Genomic DNA, 16,897 nt, shown 5'->3' on the forward strand with positions numbered 1-16,897 from the left:
CGTCGCAAGGGCTCCTCGCAATGACGACGAGAGAGCAGCGGCGACCTCACTTCTTCGCGTAAATATCCTTATAGGTCTCGCGCAAGATGTTCTTCTGCACCTTGCCCATGGTGTTGCGCGGCAGCTCGTCGACAACGAAGACGCGCTTCGGCATCTTGAATTTCGCGAGGCGTCCGTCCAGGCCCTTCAGCACGGCTGCTTCATCGATGCTCGCGCCGGGCTGGCGCACCAGCACCGCCGTGACGCCCTCGCCGAAATCGGCGTGCGGCACGCCGATCACGGCGGACTCCACCACGCCGGGCATGGCGTCGATCTCGCTCTCGATCTCCTTCGGGTAGACGTTGAAGCCGCCGGAGATCACGAGATCCTTGCCGCGGCCGAGGATGTGGACGTAGCCCTTGTCGTCGATCTTGCCGAGGTCGCCGGTGATGAAGAAGCCGTCGGGCCGGAATTCGGACTTGGTCTTCTCCGGCATGCGCCAATAGCCCTTGAAGACGTTCGGGCCCTTCACCTCGATCATGCCGATCTCCTCGCGCGGCAACTCCTTGCCGGTTTCGGGATCGGTCACGCGCACAGAGACGCCCGGCAGCGGGAAACCGACTGCGCCGGGTACGCGCTCGCCATCGTATGGGTTCGACGTGTTCATGTTGGTTTCGGTCATGCCGTAGCGCTCGAGCACGGCATGTCCCGTGCGCGCCGACCATTCGCGATGGGTCTCGGCCAAGAGCGGCGCCGAGCCCGAGATGAACAGGCGCATGTGCCTGGTCGTCTCATGCGACAGCGCGGGGTTCTGCAGCAGGCGGGTGTAGAAGGTCGGCACGCCCATCAGCACCGTGGCGCGCGCCATCAGCTTGATGATCAGGTCCGGATCGAGCTTGGGCAGGAAGATCATCGAGGCGCGGGCGAACAGCGTCACATTGGTCGCCACGAACAGGCCATGGGTGTGGTAGATCGGCAGCGCGTGGATCAAGACGTCCTTGTCGGTGAAGCGCCAGTAGTCGACGAGCGAGAGCGAGTTGGACGCCAGATTGTCATGCGTCAGCATCGCGCCCTTGGAGCGGCCGGTGGTGCCCGAGGTGTAGAGGATCGCGGCAAGATCGTCGTTTTCGCGCGGCACTGTTGTGAACTCGCTGCTCGCCTTCTCAGCGGCCTCCGTCAGCGAGCCCTTGCCGTCGGGTCCGAGCGTCTCGACCTTGGCCTTCACCTTGGCGGCGATCGGGGCGAGCCCTTCCGCCTTGGAGGGATCGCAGACCACGAGCGACGGCTCGGCATCGCCGATGAAGTAGTCGAGCTCGTTCAGCGTGTAGGCGGTGTTGAGCGGCAGATAGACTGCGCCGGCGCGCACGGTGCCGAGATACAGCACGATGTTGGCGACGGATTTCTCCACCTGCACCGCGACGCGGTCCCCGGGCTTCACGCCGCGGGCGACCAGCACGTTCGCCATTTGCCCGGCGCGCGCGATCAGATCGCCATAGCTGATATGGGCGCCGTCATGCGTCTCGATCGCGAGCCGTTTCGGATCGTCGAGGCCGTCGAACAGGCGGGAAAACAGGTTGGCGTTGGCAGCTTGGTTCATGCAACATTCCTCGCCGGCAGAGGCCGGTCAAAACCGAGGGCTGGATTAGCAAAAACCGCCCCGATGAAGCAACGGAGACAGTTTGCATGTCAAAAAACGGGAAACGCGTGGCCTGGGTCACGGGCGGCGGCAGCGGGATCGGGGAGGCCGGCGCCGAGGCGTTAGCTGCCGACGGCTGGACGGTGGTGGTGTCCGGCCGGCGCCAGTCAGCCCTGGATGCCGTGGTCGCGAAGATCACCAAGACGGGCGGCGCAGCGGAAGCCATCGCGTTGGACGTGTCCAACGCCGCCGAGGCCCAGAAGGCGGCCGATCAGATCGTCGCGAAGCACGGCCGCATCGATCTCCTGGTGAACAATGCCGGTATCAATGTCCCCAAACGCAGCTGGAAGGACATGGAACTGGAGGGCTGGGACAAGCTGGTCCAGGTCAATCTCAACGGCGTGCTCTATTGCATGCGCGCGGTGCTGCCGACGATGCGCAAGCAGCAGGACGGTTCGATCATCAACGTCTCGTCCTGGGCCGGCCGCCACGTCTCCAAGATGCCGGGCCCGGCCTACACCACGACCAAGCATGCGGTGCTGGCGCTGACCCACTCCTTCAACATGGACGAATGCGTCAACGGCCTGCGCGCCTGCTGCCTGATGCCGGGCGAGGTGGCGACGCCGATCCTGAAGCTGCGCCCGGTGGTGCCGAGCGAGGCAGAGCAGGCCAGGATGCTGCAATCCGAAGATCTCGGCCGCACCATCGCGTTCATTGCGAGCATGCCGGCGCGCGTCTGCATCAACGAAGTGCTGATCAGCCCGACGCATAATCGCGGGTTTATTCAAACGCCGACGAACAGGGATTAGCCAAGGTCGTGGCCGCGAACTCGTCATTGCGAGCGCAGCGACGCAATCCAGAAATCTATCCCGCGGAGACAGTTTGGATTGCTTCGTCGCAAGAGCTCCTCGCAATGACGGCGGATCGAGCACACGAACACGCCCCCGCATAGTTTCACGCATCACAAAGAATTTTTCTCCGAAACCGCATCGCAAACCCTCCCGTAGTTCGGTCCAACGACGGCACTGCTGCATCACCTTTCGCAGCTGCCGTTGTTGCCCCAACTCAACGCCGGCCCCGCCGGCTACAATTCAATCGGGAGACTTTCCATGTCGAAGCGCATTGCCTATCTCGCTGCCGCCGCCTTCAGCGCCCTCGCCATCACCGCGACCGTCGTCGCGCCTGTGAGCGCCGAGGAAAAGACCGTCATGGTCGGCGGCGCCACGATGTTCCCATCCAAGAACATCGTCCAGAACGCCGTCAACTCGAAGGACCACACCACCCTGGTGGCGGCGGTGAAGGCGGCGGGCCTGGTGCCGACGCTGGAAAGCAAGGGTCCGTTCACGGTGTTCGCGCCGACCAACGCCGCCTTCGGCAAGCTGCCGGCCGGCACCGTCGACAATCTGGTCAAGCCCGAGAACAAGGCGACGCTGACCAAGATCCTCACCTACCATGTCGTGGCCGGCAAGCTCGCAACCTCCGACCTCACTGACGGCAAGAAGCTGAAGACCGCGGAAGGCGAGGAACTCATGGTGAAGAAGCAGGACGGCAAGACCTGGATCGTCGATGCCAAGGGCGGCACCTCGATGGTGACGATCTCCAACGTCAACCAGTCGAACGGCGTCATCCATGTGGTCGACACCGTGCTGATGCCGGCGACGTAACACCGCGCACCCCTGTTTCATCCCCCGAACAGGGTGCTTCGGGACGGCGAGCCGGGGGTGCCCGGCTCGCTTTTTTGTGACCGGTATAGCCCGCCGGCATCGATTCGATGCCGGACAGGGCGTAACGAAATTGGACGCACCGGCGTATAATTGTTGTCACGCGACCTTCAGGACGGAACCACCATGGCGAGCCTCACAGTCACCGACGAGCAGGTCAGGGCCACCCCGGCCAAAGTGATCCAGCCAGCCTGGGTGCGGGTCATGCACTGGATCAACGCCCTCGCCATGATCCTGATGATCCTGTCGGGCTGGCAGATCTACAACGCTTCGCCGCTGTTCGGTTTCAGCTTTCCACGCGAGTATACGCTGGGCGGCTGGCTCGGCGGCGGCCTGCTCTGGCACTTTGCCGCGATGTGGCTGCTGATGATCAACGGCCTCGCCTATCTCGTCACCGGCTTCGCCACCGGCCGCTTCGCTAAGAAGCTGTTGCCGATCACGGCGTCGGGCGTGCTGCACGATGTCAAGGCGGCGCTGACCTTCAAGCTCGGCCATGACGATCTCACCGTGTACAATTACGTGCAACGCCTGCTCTATGCCGGCATCATCGTGGTCGGCGTGCTGATCGTGCTGTCGGGTCTCGCGATCTGGAAGCCGGTGCAGCTCTATTACCTGGTGATGCTGTTCGGCGACTATCCGAACGCGCGCTACGTCCATTTCTTCTGCATGGCCGCGATCTGCGCGTTCCTCGTCATTCATGTCTTGCTCGCGCTGCTGGTGCCGAAGAGCCTGCGCGCGATGATCATCGGTCGTTGAGCGGAGGAAGAACAATGGCCAAGCGCTCATTCCTGATCCCCGGCGTCGACAAGCGCCTCTTGATCAAGGACTCCATCAAGACGATGCCCGACGTGACCCGCCGCCGCTTCATCGCGGGCGGCGCGAGTCTCGGTGCGCTGACGCTGCTCACCGGCTGCGACGTCGTCGATTCCTCTTCGGCCGAGGAGATGCTGAAGCAGGTCTCGAAATTCAACGACGCCGTGCAAGCCTTCATCTTCAATCCCGACGCGCTGGCACCGACGTTTCCCGAAAGCGCGATCACGAAGCCATTTCCGTTCAACGCCTATTACGATCTCGACGACGCGCCCGACGTTTCGGCTGCGGACTGGAAGCTCGAGGTGCGCGGCCTCGTCGACAACAAGAAGTCCTGGACGCTGGACGAACTCTATAAGCTGCCGCAGGTCACGCAGATCACCCGCCACATCTGTGTCGAGGGCTGGAGCGCGATCGGCAGCTGGACCGGCACGCCCTTGCGCGATTTCCTCAAGCTGATCGGCGCCGATACCCGCGCGAAGTACGTCTGGTTCCAGTGTGCCGACAAGGACGGCTACAACTCGCCGCTCGACATGCGCAGCGCGCTGCATCCGCAGACCCAGATGACGTTCAAATACGCGGACGAGATTTTGCCACGCGCCTACGGCTTCCCGATGAAGATCCGCGTGCCGACAAAGCTCGGCTTCAAGAACCCGAAATACGTGGTCTCGATGGAAGTGACCAACGACTACAAGGGCGGCTATTGGGAAGACCAGGGCTACAATTCGTTCAGCGGAAGCTAGCCGAGCTGCTGTAGGGTGGATTAGCGCAGCGTAATCCACCTCTTTGATGTCCGCAGTGACAGAAGTGGTGGGTTACGCCTGCGGCTAACCCACCCTACTGGACCGCGCTCTTCGGCCCCACCTTCCTTTGACACAACGCCGCCACCGCGCCCAACGCCAACAATGCCGCCGACACATTCAGCGCGTAGCTCAAGCTCCCCAGCGCATCCGTGATCGCGCCCACCGCGATCGGCCCCAGCGTCTGGCCGACGCCGAACGAGATCGTCATCGCCGCGATCGCCGTCGGCCACACCTGCGGCGGATAATTGAAGCGGACGAAGGCGGTGGTCGAGCCGACCACGGCGAAGAAGGCGACGCCGAACACGACGGCCGAGACCGCGAGCCATGCCGGCGAATGCCCGAGGATCGGCAAGGCGGCCCCTAACGCGTTGGTGCCGAGGATGATCGCCGTGGCGAGCCCGCCGCGGTCGAGCGCCAGCACGCCGCGCCAAGCCCAGGGGGTCACGAAGGCGGATAGCCCGATCAGGCTCCAGAACGCGGCCTGCGCCGCGGCCCCGCCGCCGCCGTCGCGCACATAAGCGATCATGAAGGTCATGTAGGCGATGTAGCCCGCGCCGAACAGGAAGTAGCCGGCGAGATAGATCAGCACCGGCTGGATCGCGAACGAGCCGTGAGCGCCTTCCGAGAAGCGGACGCCGCTCTCGATGCGGATCAGGAACAGCGGGATGGTCATCGCGACCGACAGCAGCGTCAGCGCCCACCAGACGATCCACCACGAGCCGGGTCCGAAATATTGCAGCGTGAACGGGGCGATCAGCCCTGAGGCGAGAATGCCGATGCCGGGGCCGGCATAAAACAGGCTCAGCAGGAAATTGGCCCGCTCCGGGCGCGACTGCGCGATGGTCGCAGCCAGCGCGCCGCCGGCGACGAAGCCGGCCGCCGCGCCCAAGCCCAGCACGAGGCGCGCCAGGCTCAGCGCGACGAAATTGCCTGATAGTGCGCATGTTGCAAGTGCGGCGACGCAGGCCAGGGTTCCGCCGCGGATCGCGGCCGACCAGCCGATACGCTGGATCAGCCGGGACGCGACAAGCGCGCCCACGAGATAGCCGACGGCGTTGATGGTGTTCATGAAACCGGCCGCCGAGTAGGACCAGCCGAGGTCCTCCCGCATGTCGGGCAGCACCAGCGCATAGGCAAAGCGGCCGATGCCAAGCCCGACCGTCGCTGCCAGCGACAGCGTCAGGATCAGCCGCGCAGGATGCGGGTTCGGGGGACGGTCAGGGGCGTGCAAGGGGTACTCCGGCATGCGCAGTGTGGCAGGCCCTGCCCGTCTTGCACAGCCGCGGCGCGGCAATGGTGTCTTGCCAAGCGCGCAACGCCGCTCTAGCACTCCGGCCGAGTTCGACCTGAGAGGAACGACCATGGCGACCCACAAATTGCTGCTGCTCCCCGGCGACGGTATCGGCCCCGAGGTAATGGGCGAGGTGAAGCGGCTGATCGACTGGCTCAATTCGGCCGGGATCGCCAAGTTCGAGACCGACACCGGCCTGGTCGGCGGCTCCGCCTATGACGCGCACAAGGTGTCGATCTCCGAAGGCGACATGGTCAAGGCCAAGGACGCCGATGCGGTGATCTTCGGCGCGGTCGGCGGACCGAAGTGGGATGCCGTTCCCTATGAGGTGCGCCCCGAAGCCGGCCTGCTCCGCCTGCGCAAGGATCTCGCGCTGTTCGCCAATTTGCGTCCGGCCATGTGCTACCCGGCGCTGGCCGATGCCTCCAGCCTCAAGCGCGAGGCGGTCGAGGGCCTCGACATCATGATCGTGCGCGAGCTCACCGGCGGCGTCTATTTCGGCGAGCCCAAGACCATCACCGATCTCGGCAACGGCCAGAAGCGCGCCATCGATACCCAGGTCTACGACACCTATGAGATCGAGCGCATCGGCCGCGTCGCCTTCGAGCTTGCGAGGAAGCGCAAGAACAAGGTGACGTCGATGGAGAAGCGCAACGTCATGAAGTCGGGCGTGCTCTGGAACGAGGTCATGACCCAGGTCCACAAGCGCGAATATCCTGATGTCACGCTCGAGCATCAGCTCGCCGATTCCGGCGGCATGATGCTGGTGAAATGGCCGAAGCAGTTCGACGTCATCGTCACCGACAACCTGTTCGGCGACATGCTGTCCGACATTGCGGCGATGCTGACGGGCTCGCTCGGCATGCTGCCCTCGGCCTCGCTCGGCGAGGTCGACGTCAAGACCAGGAAGCGCAAGGCGCTGTACGAGCCCGTGCACGGCTCGGCGCCTGATATCGCCGGCAAGGGCCTCGCCAACCCGATCGCGATGATCTCGTCCTTCGGCATGGCGCTGCGCTATTCCTTCGACATGGGCGATCTCGCCGACAAGGTCGATGCCGCGATCGCCGCCGTGCTCGCCAGCGGCCTGCGCACCGCCGACATTAAGTCGGAAGGCACCACGGCCGCCTCGACCACGCAGATGGGCGAAGCGATCCTGAAGGAATTGCAGAAGCTGCACGCGTAAGGCGGCGGGCACAGAATCGTAGGGTGGGTTAGCCATGCAGACTGCGCGAAGCGCAGACTGCATGGCGTAACCCACCTCTTCTGTTCTCCGCGGAAACTAGAGTGGTGGGTTACGCTGCGCTAACCCACCCTACGCACCTGTTCTCGGAGCTGCGTCATGGATGCCTCACCCCGCCCCAAGATCGCGGAAACCATCATCCATGAAACGGTGCGCCTGTGCGAGGCGCAGATCGGGCGCCGCTGCGAGGTGCTCGCGGGCACGCGCATCGAATATGCTTCGCTCGGCGACTACTCCTATCTCGGCGAGAATTGCGACATAGCCGATGCCGCGATCGGCAAGTTCACGGCAATCGCCAATTCGGTGCGGATCGGTGCGCCGAACCACCCAATGGGCCGTCCCTCCCAGCACCGCTTCACCTATGTCCCCGAATATTACGAGGCGGGCGCGACGCGCGACCGCGACTTCTTCGCGGGTCGCCGCGGCGACCGGGTGATCGTCGGCAACGATGTCTGGATCGGCCACGCCGCCATCCTGCTGCCGGGCGTCACGGTCGGCGACGGCGCGGTAATTGCCGCCGGCGCTGTCGTCAGCCGCGATGTCGAGCCCTACACCATCGTCGGCGGCGTTCCCGCGCGCCCCATCCGCAAGCGATTCCCTGATGCCGTCGCGGCGAGCCTGCGCCGCATCGCCTGGTGGGATTGGCCGGATGCGCTCATCTTCGAGCGCCTCGGTGATTTCCGCTCCGAGGCGATCGAGGAGTTTTGCAGTCGGTACGATCCGGCTTTTGCCGCTCAAGCGTAGCCTCAGCCGTCATTGCGAGGAGCGAAGCGACGAAGCAATCCAGAATTTTTCAGCGGAGAGATTCTGGATTGCTTCGCTGCGCTCGCAATGACGATGGAGAGGCAGGAGGGCCCAACGGCACCGCCCCAAAAACAAAAAGGCCGGGCGTGAGCCCGGCCTTTTGATTCGGTCGATCCGTCGCTCAGTACAGCGGGAAGTTCTGCGGATAGCCGCCGACATCCTGCGGCGGCGAGAGCGGCTGCCGGTCGATCGGGCGGTTGAGGTTCTCGCGGGCGAAGGACGGATAGCCCACCGCCGGCGGGAAGGCGTAGTCGGTGAACTTGCGGTCGCCCGGATTGACCTCGGTGCCGCCGTCGAGCCAGGAGCGCTTGCTCACATAGATGCGGGTGCGGCCCTGCTGATAGACCGCGTTGGGGCCGCTCGGTCCGTAATAGGGGCGGCCGCGGTCGTCATAGCGCTTGATCTTGGTGTCGGCCGCAGCCGGCGTCGCGAACGCGATGGCAATTGCGGCGCCCGCCGCAAGCAATGTCGCCAGTTTGTTCGCGGCCAACTTGTTTACACCAGCAAATTTCGAGCTCATCACGTCCCCTTCAGGCGGCACGCCGCCAGTCGATTTCACCCCCATACTAGCCCGGGCGGGGTGACCGCAGCTAGGTCAATTGGGTCACACCAGCTCGGAATAATCGGGCGTGCGGACAAAAGTTGCATGCAAACCAGCCACTTGAGCGCGGTGCCGATCAAAACGCCCCGCGCAATTGCGCGTTGGCGGCGCCCAGCAGCCAGTCCGGCGATGCCTGGGGATCGCAGGCGCGGCGCTTCAGCTCGGCATGGGCGAAACAACTCCGCCAGCTTCGGGTCGTTGCCCGACGTCAGCAGCGTCAGCCGGTTCAGCGCGCAGGCGATCGCCGCGCGCGTCGCGGGCAGGCTGCCGCCCTGGCAGGAGAAGCCGGAGATCTGCAAGCCCGGCTCCTCACTGCGCTTGAGGTAGCCGAGGCAGCCCTCCATCGTGCCGGTTGGCCGGAACAGGGCAACGGGGCCGAATTTGGTGTCGATCAGGCCGGCCTGCTCGAGCGGGGTGGCCGCGCCCAAACCCATCTGGGCCGCCAGGCCCGCGGCCGCCGGCCGTGTCACGTCGAATTCGGCGCCTTGGCGGTAGATTTCGAGCTCGGCCACAGGCTTGTCCGCCGCGTCGGTCAGGCGCAGCACGTCCCTGCGGCCGCCCTCGGGGTGCCTGAGGATGGTGTAAGATGCTGTTTTCTCTGAGGAATCGAGCCGGTTGACTGCGAAGGCCGGGTGCGAGCGGTCGGCCACGCTCCAGCCCGGCTTGTCCGCCGGCTCATCGTCGTTCAAGTCAGACAGCTGGCCGAGCGCCGCGAGGGCGAGGATGGCAAACAGGGCGAGCGCCCCCACATAGGCGACCAGGCGCGCCAGCGTACCGATGACCTCGTCGGCGAAAGCCAAGAGCGCCAGCTGGATCTGGGTAGGGCTAACGGCCGTGCTGGCCTCAGGCGACTGCATCCACGTCCCTAAGGCATGGTCCCACGTTGTCTTGCGGCCGGTTCTCGCATAGAAGCGCTGCTCTTCCTGTTTAAGCGTCAGCTTCAGGAACGGGCTTTTTCATCGGAGAGTGAACGATGGGTTACAAAGTCGCAGTCGTCGGCGCGACCGGCAATGTCGGTCGGGAAATGCTCAACATCCTGGACGAGCGCAAATTCCCCGCGGACGAGGTCGTGGCCCTGGCGTCGCGCCGCAGCGTCGGCGTCGAGGTGTCCTATGGCGACCGCACCCTGAAGGTCAAAGCGCTCGAGCATTACGACTTCTCCGACGTCGATATCTGCCTGATGTCGGCGGGCGGGTCGGTGTCGAAGGAATGGTCGCCGAAAATCGGCGCCGCCGGCACTGTGGTGATCGACAATTCCTCGGCCTGGCGCATGGACCCGGACGTGCCGCTGATCGTGCCCGAGGTGAACGCGGGCGCGACCGAAGGCTTCAAGAAGAAGAACATCATCGCCAACCCGAACTGCTCGACCGCGCAGCTCGTGGTCGCGCTCAAGCCGCTGCACGACAAGGCGACGATCAAGCGCGTCGTGGTCTCGACCTATCAATCGGTCTCGGGCGCCGGCAAGGACGCGATGGACGAGTTGTTCTCGCAGACCAAGGCCGTCTACACCAATGACGAGCTGGTCGCGAAGAAATTCCCCAAGCGCATCGCCTTCAACGTCATTCCCCACATCGACGTCTTCATGGAGGACGGCTACACCAAGGAAGAGTGGAAGATGATGGCGGAGACCAAGAAGATCCTTGATCCCAAGATCAAGCTCTCCGCGACCTGCGTGCGCGTGCCTGTCTTCGTCGGCCACTCCGAGGCCGTCAACATCGAGTTCGAGAATCCGATCACCGCGGACGACGCCCGCGAGATCCTGCGCAAGGCGCCAGGTTGCCTCGTCATCGACAAGCAAGAGCCCGGCGGCTACGCGACGCCGTATGAAGCGGCCGGCGAGGACGCGACTTACATCAGCCGCATCCGCGAGGACGCGACGGTGGAGAACGGTCTCGTGCTGTGGTGCGTGTCCGACAATTTGCGCAAGGGCGCCGCGCTCAACGCCATCCAGATCGCCGAAGTGCTGATCAACCGCAAGCTGATCACCGCGAAGAAGAAGGCGGCGTAAGGCGAACTACCGTAGGGTGGGCAAAGGCGCGCTCGTCGCGCGCCGTGCCCACCATCTCTCCAAGCTTGCGATAGAAGTGGTGGGCACGCTTCGCTTTGCCCACCCTACGAGAGCGGTGGCCTACGCCACGCCCCGCGCGTTCTTGAATTCCTTCGTCGTCTTGTCCAGCACGAACAGCGATCCCTCCGCGACGCCGAAATAGGCGCCGTGGGTCTGCATCTGGCCGCTCTCGACGGCTTTGCGCACGAACGGGAAGGTCATCAGGTTTTCCAGGCTGCGGAACACCGCGGCCTTCTCGATGCGCTCGACGAACTGCGCCATGGTCTCGTGATCGCGCTGCTCGACCACTTCGCCGGGCTTGATGAACATCTGCATCCATTTGCCGATGAAGTCGCCGGGCGTCAGCGGTTCGATCTTGTCGACGAAGGCGCGGATGCCGCCGCATTGTGCGTGGCCGAGCACCACGATGTGCTTCACCTTCAGCACGGTCACCGCATATTCCAGCGCGGCCGAGACGCCATGTGCGTTCTCGTCGGGCTGATAGGTCGGCACCAGATTGGCGATGTTGCGGACCACGAAGAGCTCGCCCGGGCCGACGTCGAAGATCACCTCGGGTGAAACGCGGGAATCGCAGCAGCCGATCACCATCACTTCCGGCGACTGCCCCTTCACCGATAGCTCGCGGTAGCGGTTCTGCTCGGTCGGCAGCCGCTGGGTGGCGAAGGCCTTGTAGCCTTCCAGCAAATGCTTCGGGAATGTCGTCATGGCCTATGCCTAACCATAGAGCCCGGGAGCGAACAAGCCTTTCGAATGAGCAGGCCAGATGCTATCGGCTTCGGTCAGAAGGCAGACGAGGAAACAGGAAGGAACGATCGCATGACCCGCCCGCGCCGCAGTCATCTGTTCATGCCCGGCTCCAACCCCCGCGCGCTGGAAAAGGCGCGGAATCTGGCCGCCGACGGCCTGATCCTCGATCTGGAAGACTCCGTCGCCCCCGAGGCCAAGGCGGTGGCCCGCGACGGCATCGCCGCCGCCATCGCGGCCAGGAGCTTTGGCAAACGCGAGATCCTGATCCGCACCAACGGGCTCGACACGTCCTGGTGGGCCGATGACGTGGCGATGGCCGCCAAGGCCTCGCCGGACGGCATTCTGGTTCCAAAAGTTTCAAGCATCGAAGATCTCGATGCGATCGGCCGGAAGCTGGCCGAGCTTGGCGCGGCGCCGACCGTGAAGGTCTGGGCCATGATCGAGACCGCGCGCGCCGTGCTGCATGCCGAGGAACTGGCCGCCGCCGGCCGCGATCCATCGAGCCGCCTCTCCGGTTTCGTGTTCGGCCCGAACGACATCTCGCGCGAGACGCGGATCAGGATGCTGCCGGGCCGCGCCGCGATGATCCCGATGATCACCCACTGCATCCTGGCGACGCGCGCTCACGGCCTCGAAATCCTCGACGGCCCCTATAGCGACATCGCCAATTCCGATGGTTTCGCCACCGAATGCGCGCAAGGCCGCGATCTCGGCTTCGACGGCAAGACGCTGATCCACCCCTCCCAGATCGACGCCTGCAACGCGATCTTCACGCCGCCTGAAGAGGAAGTCGCGCGCGCCCGAAAGATCATCGCGGCGTTCGAATTGCCGGAGAACGCCTCGCGCGGCGCGATCCGCCTCGACGGCGCCATGGTGGAGCGCCTGCACGCCGACATGGCCCGCCGCACGATCGAGATCGCGGACGCGATCGCGGCGATGGGGAAGGGCTGAGGGTGTTTGTAACGCGCCGGCGCGTACGATACGGAAGCGCCTGCAGGAATGAGCAAAGAGCTAGGGCGTCGTTTCGACTTGGCGGGCGATGCGGTGCCATATGGCATCTTTGAGAGCAATGAATGGGGGCGGCGGAATGGTCGGCGGATCGGCAGGTCCGCTCGCCGCTCCCACCACCAAGACGGCGACGTGAATCTCGCCATCCGTATGGTAGGGGTCGCCGCCACCGTTTCGGCCGAACATGGTCGGGCCTACGCCGGAGATCTGAAAGAAATTGCTGACGACGCGGGCCGCTCGCAAGTCGGCCATCAAGAGATCCCGCTCGGCATCAATGTTGGCCGCGATGTGATGGGTGACCTGTCCCGTATCGTGGCTCAGCCCGACGCCTCGGTCGAAAGTTGCCGAACCGAGCCAGACTGGTCGACCGTCATCACCCTTTTCGAGAGCCTTCCAGAACCGAACGTGATTCCGCCGATCTGCACTATTCCCTGCAGGCTTCTCGAACGCGTATTGCTCCTTCTTTCCCAGATAGTAGAGCGGGCTGACAGGTGCGTCGCGATACGGCCGATCCAGTACCACGCTTCCGACGATCTCGATGCTCGATCGCAGCGTCACGGCGTCGGCCGCAAACCATCCGGCCGCATTCATGGCGCGGACGACATCTTCGCCATCGCCAACAAGTCCAACGTTTAGAGGGTCACCAGGGATATCGTCCGATGTCCTGGTGAGCATCGGCAAAGAAGCGAGCCCTGCTTCGTGTTCGTGGTGAATCCACAGGGTAGGAACCAGAACATATGCGAGGGCTAGATAGACGAGCACACCAAAGGCCAGCACGACAGGCCACCGTCGCTTCCTCGTCCCGGTCTTCGCGGAATTGGTCATGCGGTATCGTTCGAGCCAGTATACGCGACACCATACCTATCCAGCATAGTCCCTTACAACGTCCGGTGCGAGGTTTGCGCCCGCACGGGCGTGCGCCAGGCCGACGGCCCGTTCTCCCCGAAAACCTCATTCGTCGGTCGAGTGCCCGCGACTCAGCGCGGCGCGAGGTCGGCGCGGTCGAGCGATTCCAGCGTCGCGGCATTGGCACAGTAGCCGTGATAGTTCTCCGCGGCGGTGCCCTCAGTGAGATCGCGGTCGCACTGTCCCTTGTGATTGCAGAGCGAGCAGACCCGCTCCATGTCGCGCAGCAGCAGCGGCTGTGCGCGGCCGAGGCCTTCTGCGTTGATGCCGAGCTGCTCCAGCATCTTCGGCAACTCATCGGCGGCGTGCCGGCCGTGACGGACCAGCTCCTCGAGATCGTCGGGGGCGATCCTGAGGTCGCTGGCGATCCGGTCGAAATCGGCGCGATCGAGCTGCCGCATCTCGTTGATCTCGCGGCGGTGCTTCAGCCAGTTCGCGAAGGACTCGATGAGATCCTGGACGATGGGATAGGGCCTGGTTGCGGTGCTCATGGAAAGCTCCATTCGGACGGCGGAATTGGAGCGAATTAAGCACAATGATGCAGGGGCGCGTTGCGCTGGATCAAACAGGAAGAGGGCAAGGAAATCGCTTTCGTGTCCCGGACGCGCTGCAGCGTTCCCGGCGATGCGAAGCATCGTCCGGTACGCTGCTGCGCAGAGCCGGGATCCATCTTTCGGCATCGCTGGGCCCCGGCTTAGCAGCGCAGCGCTGAAGAAGCGCTGCGCTGCATCCGGGGCACGAGAGCTACGCAAACCTTTCCGCCGCCCAGGCATACAGGCTGCCGGGAATCGGCTTCTCGCCGCCGCGGCCCTTGGGCGAGATGTGCAGGCCGATGATCTCGGGATCGGTGACGAGACCGAGATAGCTCGAGGGATCGAAGAACAGTTTTGGTTCGGCATGCACCGCGTAGAACGACTGCTTCGGCAATGCGTTCTGCAGCTCGCCGGTGCGGCGCGCCAGCGCGGTGAGCGCGGCAGGGCCATAGATCGCGACGCGAATGTCCGAGAGGCGGTTCGAGCCGCCGCGCAGGCGGCGCACCATGAAGGTGATGCGATGGCGCAGCGATAGCCAGTTCGGCGTCAGCTCCTCCTGCTCCATCAGCTCCTCGAAGGCGGCAACGATGCCGTGCTCAGCCGGCAAATAGAGCACGGAATTGCCGAGCTGGCGCGGCCGCTCCCAGGCGAAATACGGCTTTGCCGGATCGATCTCGACGGGCTTCAAGAGCAGCACGTCGGCATCGAGCCAGAGGCCGAGATTCTTCGCCATCAGCTTCATGCGGAAGAAGTCGCTGAACTGCAACGTGGTCCAGTCGCGCCAGCTGCCGTCAGGCTGCGGCGGCCGCAAGCGTTCCGAGAAGGCGTGCGGCAGGATCGCTTCGGCCTCGGCATTCGCGATTCCCGCGGGCAGGCCGGGAATGGGGTCGAAGCTGTAGACCGTGACCTGGTGGCCGGCCGCGAGCTGCGAGCGCAGACAGGTCTGGCGCAGCGCATCCATCGGGCCGTGCCAGAAGGTGACGATCTCGGGGAGCATGCGCGGAAGCTTAGAGCATGATCCGGAAAAGTGTGCAGCGGTTTTCCGAGAGGATCATGCTCAAAAATATAAAGCGATAGTCAGAACAAAGAAAAAGCCCCGGCGCAGGTGGCACCGGGGCTCGAAGCGGAGAGTGATCTCAGGCCCAGGCGCGTTCGCGCTTGAGCTTGTCCTCATAGGAGTCGATCGAGGCCTTCTTCTCCATGGTGAGACCGATGTCGTCGAGGCCGTTGATCAGGCAGTGCTTGCGGAACGGATCGATCTCGAACTTGACCTTGCCGCCGTCGGGACCGCGGATCTCCTGGTTCGGCAGGTCGATCGTCAGCGTCGCGTTGGCGCCGCGCTCGGCGTCGTCGAACAGCTTGTCGAGGTCTTCTTGGGCAACGCGGATCGGCAGAATGCCGTTCTTGAAGCAGTTGTTGTAGAAGATGTCGCCGAACGAGGTCGAGATCACGCAGCGGATGCCGAAGTCGAGCAGGGCCCACGGCGCGTGCTCGCGGCTCGAGCCGCAGCCGAAATTGTCGCCGGCAACCAGCACCTTCGCATTGCGATAGGCGGGCTGGTTGAGGACGAAATCCGGGTTCTCGCTGCCATCGTCCTTGTAGCGCTGCTCGGAGAAGAGCCCCTTGCCAAGGCCGGTGCGCTTGATGGTCTTCAGGTACTGCTTCGGAATGATCATGTCGGTGTCGACATTGATGATCTTCAGCGGCGCCGCGACGCCTTCCAGCGTGGTGAACTTGTCCATGGTTGCGCTTTCCCGGATGGGTCTAGGGGAACAGGTGTTTATCGCGATCGGGGCGGGAATCCTAGGCCGAATTGGGCAGATCTAGTCTGCCTTAGCCTCAATCGCCGCCATATCGTCGTCCGACAGACCAAAATGGTGGCCGATCTCGTGGATCAAGACGTGGCGGACGATATGGCCGAGGCTCTCGTCGTGCTCGGCCCAGTAATCCAGGATCGGCCGGCGGTAGAGCCAGACCATGTTGGGCAGCCGCGCCACGTCGCCAAAACTCTGCTGCGGCAGGCCGACGCCTTGGAACAGGCCGAGCAGGTCGAACTCGCTCTCGCAGTCCATCTCGTCGAGCACCTCCTCGGTCGGGAAGTCGTCGACGCGGACAATCACGCCCTCGCAGAGCTTGCGAAATTCCGCCGGCAGGCGCTCGAACACGTCGTGAGCCATCGCTTCCATCTCGGCCAGCGAAGGCGCTTTCAATTCCGTCCACATGAGACCCTCATACCGCGGGTTCCGCGGCGATGCATCCCGCATTATAAGCGCGGCGAGGTTGACGGGCGCCGGCAAAACGGGGAGCGTGGGGCCGTCAATGGGACGTTTCAGGTGGGCGGAAAAATGCGAGCGAAAACAGCGCTGACTCTACTGTGCATGGGGTTGTTTTCGCAGTTTTGCGTCGGTGCCGAGGCGCAGACCGCCAGTTCCGGAATCCGGATGGCCCAATTGGTCTCGCCGGACGATGTCCCCCCGCCGCGCAAGCGGCCGCCGGCGCGCCTGCGCGTCACGCCCTATTACAGCCCGGATGGCGTCTATCCCCGCTACAATCCCGGTCCCGACGCCCTCCGCGTCTGCAACGCCACCTATGTGCAGGAGTACAGGCTGAGCGGCACGGTGATCGTGCCGCGCGTCAGCTGCTACTGGCGCCGGGGCTGACCTGTTCAATGCCCGCGCTCGCGAACAGTGCGGTGGCCTCGTGAGGGTCGTGATGGCGAGATGGATTGCACTAGCTGTTGCCGTCGCGCT

18 protein-coding genes and 1 pseudogene are annotated in these 16,897 nt (G+C 64.1%); 9 read left to right on the forward strand and 10 right to left on the reverse strand.

All coding sequences use genetic code 11. The features are described from left to right. Positions 1–46: 46 nt before the first annotated feature. Positions 47–1,576: a malonate--CoA ligase gene (locus ACVIIV_RS08270; protein ID WP_456743748.1), complete on the reverse strand. Its 1,530-nt coding sequence runs from the start codon at positions 1,574–1,576 to the stop codon at positions 47–49. An 86-nt stretch (positions 1,577–1,662) separates the two neighbouring features. Between ACVIIV_RS08270 and ACVIIV_RS08275 the strand changes: the two genes are divergently transcribed. The 4 genes from ACVIIV_RS08275 (at position 1,663) to ACVIIV_RS08290 (ending at position 4,889) form a co-directional block, all read left to right on the forward strand. Continuing rightward, positions 1,663–2,424 carry an SDR family oxidoreductase gene (locus tag ACVIIV_RS08275; RefSeq protein WP_456743749.1) on the forward strand — a complete coding sequence of 254 codons (762 nt, stop codon included), beginning with the start codon at positions 1,663–1,665 and terminating at the stop codon, positions 2,422–2,424. A gap of 300 nt (positions 2,425–2,724) precedes the next feature. Next, entirely contained in the window at positions 2,725–3,279 is a 555-nt protein-coding gene (locus tag ACVIIV_RS08280; RefSeq protein ID WP_456743750.1) for a fasciclin domain-containing protein, read from the forward strand. 183 nt (positions 3,280–3,462) lie between these two features. Further along, positions 3,463–4,092 carry a cytochrome b/b6 domain-containing protein gene (locus ACVIIV_RS08285; protein WP_456743751.1) on the forward strand — a complete coding sequence of 210 codons (630 nt, stop codon included), beginning with the start codon at positions 3,463–3,465 and terminating at the stop codon, positions 4,090–4,092. Between the two features lie 14 nt (positions 4,093–4,106). After that, on the forward strand, positions 4,107–4,889 hold the full coding sequence (locus ACVIIV_RS08290; RefSeq protein ID WP_456743752.1) for a molybdopterin-binding protein: 783 nt from the start codon (positions 4,107–4,109) through the stop codon (positions 4,887–4,889). A 94-nt stretch (positions 4,890–4,983) separates the two neighbouring features. Here the strand turns inward: ACVIIV_RS08290 and ACVIIV_RS08295 are convergent, their stop codons facing one another. After that, positions 4,984–6,180 (reverse strand): YbfB/YjiJ family MFS transporter, encoded by a 1,197-nt coding sequence (locus ACVIIV_RS08295; protein WP_456743753.1) that lies wholly within the window; start codon positions 6,178–6,180, stop codon positions 4,984–4,986. Between the two features lie 130 nt (positions 6,181–6,310). On the opposite strand from ACVIIV_RS08295, the gene leuB reads away from it, so the two are divergent. Beyond that, positions 6,311–7,423 (forward strand): 3-isopropylmalate dehydrogenase, encoded by a 1,113-nt coding sequence (gene leuB / locus ACVIIV_RS08300; protein WP_456743754.1) that lies wholly within the window; start codon positions 6,311–6,313, stop codon positions 7,421–7,423. 156 nt (positions 7,424–7,579) lie between these two features. Beyond that, a complete protein-coding gene (locus tag ACVIIV_RS08305; protein ID WP_456743755.1) occupies positions 7,580–8,224 on the forward strand; it encodes a DapH/DapD/GlmU-related protein in 645 nt (214 codons plus the stop codon). Positions 8,225–8,405: 181 nt separating this feature from the next. On the opposite strand, the gene ACVIIV_RS08310 is transcribed toward ACVIIV_RS08305, so the two are convergent. Both ACVIIV_RS08310 and ACVIIV_RS08315 read right to left on the reverse strand, forming a co-directional pair. Then, positions 8,406–8,804 (reverse strand): hypothetical protein, encoded by a 399-nt coding sequence (locus ACVIIV_RS08310; RefSeq protein ID WP_456743756.1) that lies wholly within the window; start codon positions 8,802–8,804, stop codon positions 8,406–8,408. A 157-nt stretch (positions 8,805–8,961) separates the two neighbouring features. Then, positions 8,962–9,742 (reverse strand): annotated as a pseudogene (locus ACVIIV_RS08315) (hypothetical protein). Positions 9,743–9,858: 116 nt separating this feature from the next. Between ACVIIV_RS08315 and ACVIIV_RS08320 the strand changes: the two are divergent. Next, complete coding sequence (locus ACVIIV_RS08320; RefSeq protein ID WP_456743757.1) at positions 9,859–10,893, forward strand: aspartate-semialdehyde dehydrogenase; 1,035 nt, start codon at positions 9,859–9,861, stop codon at positions 10,891–10,893. Positions 10,894–11,013: 120 nt separating this feature from the next. Here ACVIIV_RS08320 and ACVIIV_RS08325 read toward each other — a convergent pair whose 3' ends face one another. Then, on the reverse strand, positions 11,014–11,658 hold the full coding sequence (locus ACVIIV_RS08325) for a carbonic anhydrase (protein ID WP_456743758.1): 645 nt from the start codon (positions 11,656–11,658) through the stop codon (positions 11,014–11,016). A gap of 111 nt (positions 11,659–11,769) precedes the next feature. Between ACVIIV_RS08325 and ACVIIV_RS08330 the strand changes: the two genes are divergently transcribed. Further along, a complete protein-coding gene (locus ACVIIV_RS08330; RefSeq protein WP_456743759.1) occupies positions 11,770–12,651 on the forward strand; it encodes an HpcH/HpaI aldolase/citrate lyase family protein in 882 nt (293 codons plus the stop codon). A gap of 60 nt (positions 12,652–12,711) precedes the next feature. On the opposite strand, the gene ACVIIV_RS08335 is transcribed toward ACVIIV_RS08330, so the two are convergent. The 5 genes from ACVIIV_RS08335 to ACVIIV_RS08355 all read right to left on the reverse strand — a co-directional run bounded on the left by ACVIIV_RS08335 (position 12,712) and on the right by ACVIIV_RS08355 (position 16,369). Beyond that, on the reverse strand, positions 12,712–13,533 hold the full coding sequence (locus ACVIIV_RS08335) for an LssY C-terminal domain-containing protein (protein ID WP_456743760.1): 822 nt from the start codon (positions 13,531–13,533) through the stop codon (positions 12,712–12,714). Between the two features lie 152 nt (positions 13,534–13,685). Continuing rightward, entirely contained in the window at positions 13,686–14,105 is a 420-nt protein-coding gene (locus ACVIIV_RS08340; RefSeq protein WP_456743761.1) for a DUF6455 family protein, read from the reverse strand. A 253-nt stretch (positions 14,106–14,358) separates the two neighbouring features. Further along, entirely contained in the window at positions 14,359–15,144 is a 786-nt protein-coding gene (locus tag ACVIIV_RS08345) for a hypothetical protein (protein ID WP_456743762.1), read from the reverse strand. Between the two features lie 139 nt (positions 15,145–15,283). Further along, positions 15,284–15,889, reverse strand: a complete 606-nt coding sequence (leuD, locus tag ACVIIV_RS08350; protein ID WP_212376752.1) for a 3-isopropylmalate dehydratase small subunit — start codon at positions 15,887–15,889, stop codon at positions 15,284–15,286. A gap of 81 nt (positions 15,890–15,970) precedes the next feature. After that, the gene (locus ACVIIV_RS08355) at positions 15,971–16,369 is read right to left on the reverse strand and encodes a metallopeptidase family protein (protein WP_456743763.1); all 399 of its coding nucleotides are present in this window, start codon (positions 16,367–16,369) and stop codon (positions 15,971–15,973) included. A gap of 156 nt (positions 16,370–16,525) precedes the next feature. Between ACVIIV_RS08355 and ACVIIV_RS08360 the strand changes: the two genes are divergently transcribed. Then, the gene (locus ACVIIV_RS08360) at positions 16,526–16,807 is read left to right on the forward strand and encodes a hypothetical protein (RefSeq protein ID WP_456743764.1); all 282 of its coding nucleotides are present in this window, start codon (positions 16,526–16,528) and stop codon (positions 16,805–16,807) included. Positions 16,808–16,897 lie beyond the last annotated feature (90 nt).

Source organism: Bradyrhizobium sp. USDA 4354 (assembly GCF_054060315.1).

What these genes read in the sequence shown, in the direction of transcription:
- ACVIIV_RS08270 (WP_456743748.1), bottom strand. Translation starts at nt 1,576, where the DNA reads ATGAACCAAGCTGCCAACGCCAACCTGTTTTCCCGCCTGTTCGACGGC.
- ACVIIV_RS08275 (WP_456743749.1), top strand. Translation starts at nt 1,663, where the DNA reads ATGTCAAAAAACGGGAAACGCGTGGCCTGGGTCACGGGCGGCGGCAGC.
- ACVIIV_RS08280 (WP_456743750.1), top strand. Translation starts at nt 2,725, where the DNA reads ATGTCGAAGCGCATTGCCTATCTCGCTGCCGCCGCCTTCAGCGCCCTC.
- ACVIIV_RS08285 (WP_456743751.1), top strand. Translation starts at nt 3,463, where the DNA reads ATGGCGAGCCTCACAGTCACCGACGAGCAGGTCAGGGCCACCCCGGCC.
- ACVIIV_RS08290 (WP_456743752.1), top strand. Translation starts at nt 4,107, where the DNA reads ATGGCCAAGCGCTCATTCCTGATCCCCGGCGTCGACAAGCGCCTCTTG.
- leuB (WP_456743754.1), top strand. Translation starts at nt 6,311, where the DNA reads ATGGCGACCCACAAATTGCTGCTGCTCCCCGGCGACGGTATCGGCCCC.
- ACVIIV_RS08305 (WP_456743755.1), top strand. Translation starts at nt 7,580, where the DNA reads ATGGATGCCTCACCCCGCCCCAAGATCGCGGAAACCATCATCCATGAA.
- ACVIIV_RS08310 (WP_456743756.1), bottom strand. Translation starts at nt 8,804, where the DNA reads ATGAGCTCGAAATTTGCTGGTGTAAACAAGTTGGCCGCGAACAAACTG.
- ACVIIV_RS08320 (WP_456743757.1), top strand. Translation starts at nt 9,859, where the DNA reads ATGGGTTACAAAGTCGCAGTCGTCGGCGCGACCGGCAATGTCGGTCGG.
- ACVIIV_RS08325 (WP_456743758.1), bottom strand. Translation starts at nt 11,658, where the DNA reads ATGACGACATTCCCGAAGCATTTGCTGGAAGGCTACAAGGCCTTCGCC.
- ACVIIV_RS08330 (WP_456743759.1), top strand. Translation starts at nt 11,770, where the DNA reads ATGACCCGCCCGCGCCGCAGTCATCTGTTCATGCCCGGCTCCAACCCC.
- ACVIIV_RS08335 (WP_456743760.1), bottom strand. Translation starts at nt 13,533, where the DNA reads ATGACCAATTCCGCGAAGACCGGGACGAGGAAGCGACGGTGGCCTGTC.
- ACVIIV_RS08340 (WP_456743761.1), bottom strand. Translation starts at nt 14,105, where the DNA reads ATGAGCACCGCAACCAGGCCCTATCCCATCGTCCAGGATCTCATCGAG.
- ACVIIV_RS08345 (WP_456743762.1), bottom strand. Translation starts at nt 15,144, where the DNA reads ATGCTCCCCGAGATCGTCACCTTCTGGCACGGCCCGATGGATGCGCTG.
- leuD (WP_212376752.1), bottom strand. Translation starts at nt 15,889, where the DNA reads ATGGACAAGTTCACCACGCTGGAAGGCGTCGCGGCGCCGCTGAAGATC.
- ACVIIV_RS08355 (WP_456743763.1), bottom strand. Translation starts at nt 16,369, where the DNA reads ATGTGGACGGAATTGAAAGCGCCTTCGCTGGCCGAGATGGAAGCGATG.
- ACVIIV_RS08360 (WP_456743764.1), top strand. Translation starts at nt 16,526, where the DNA reads ATGGGGTTGTTTTCGCAGTTTTGCGTCGGTGCCGAGGCGCAGACCGCC.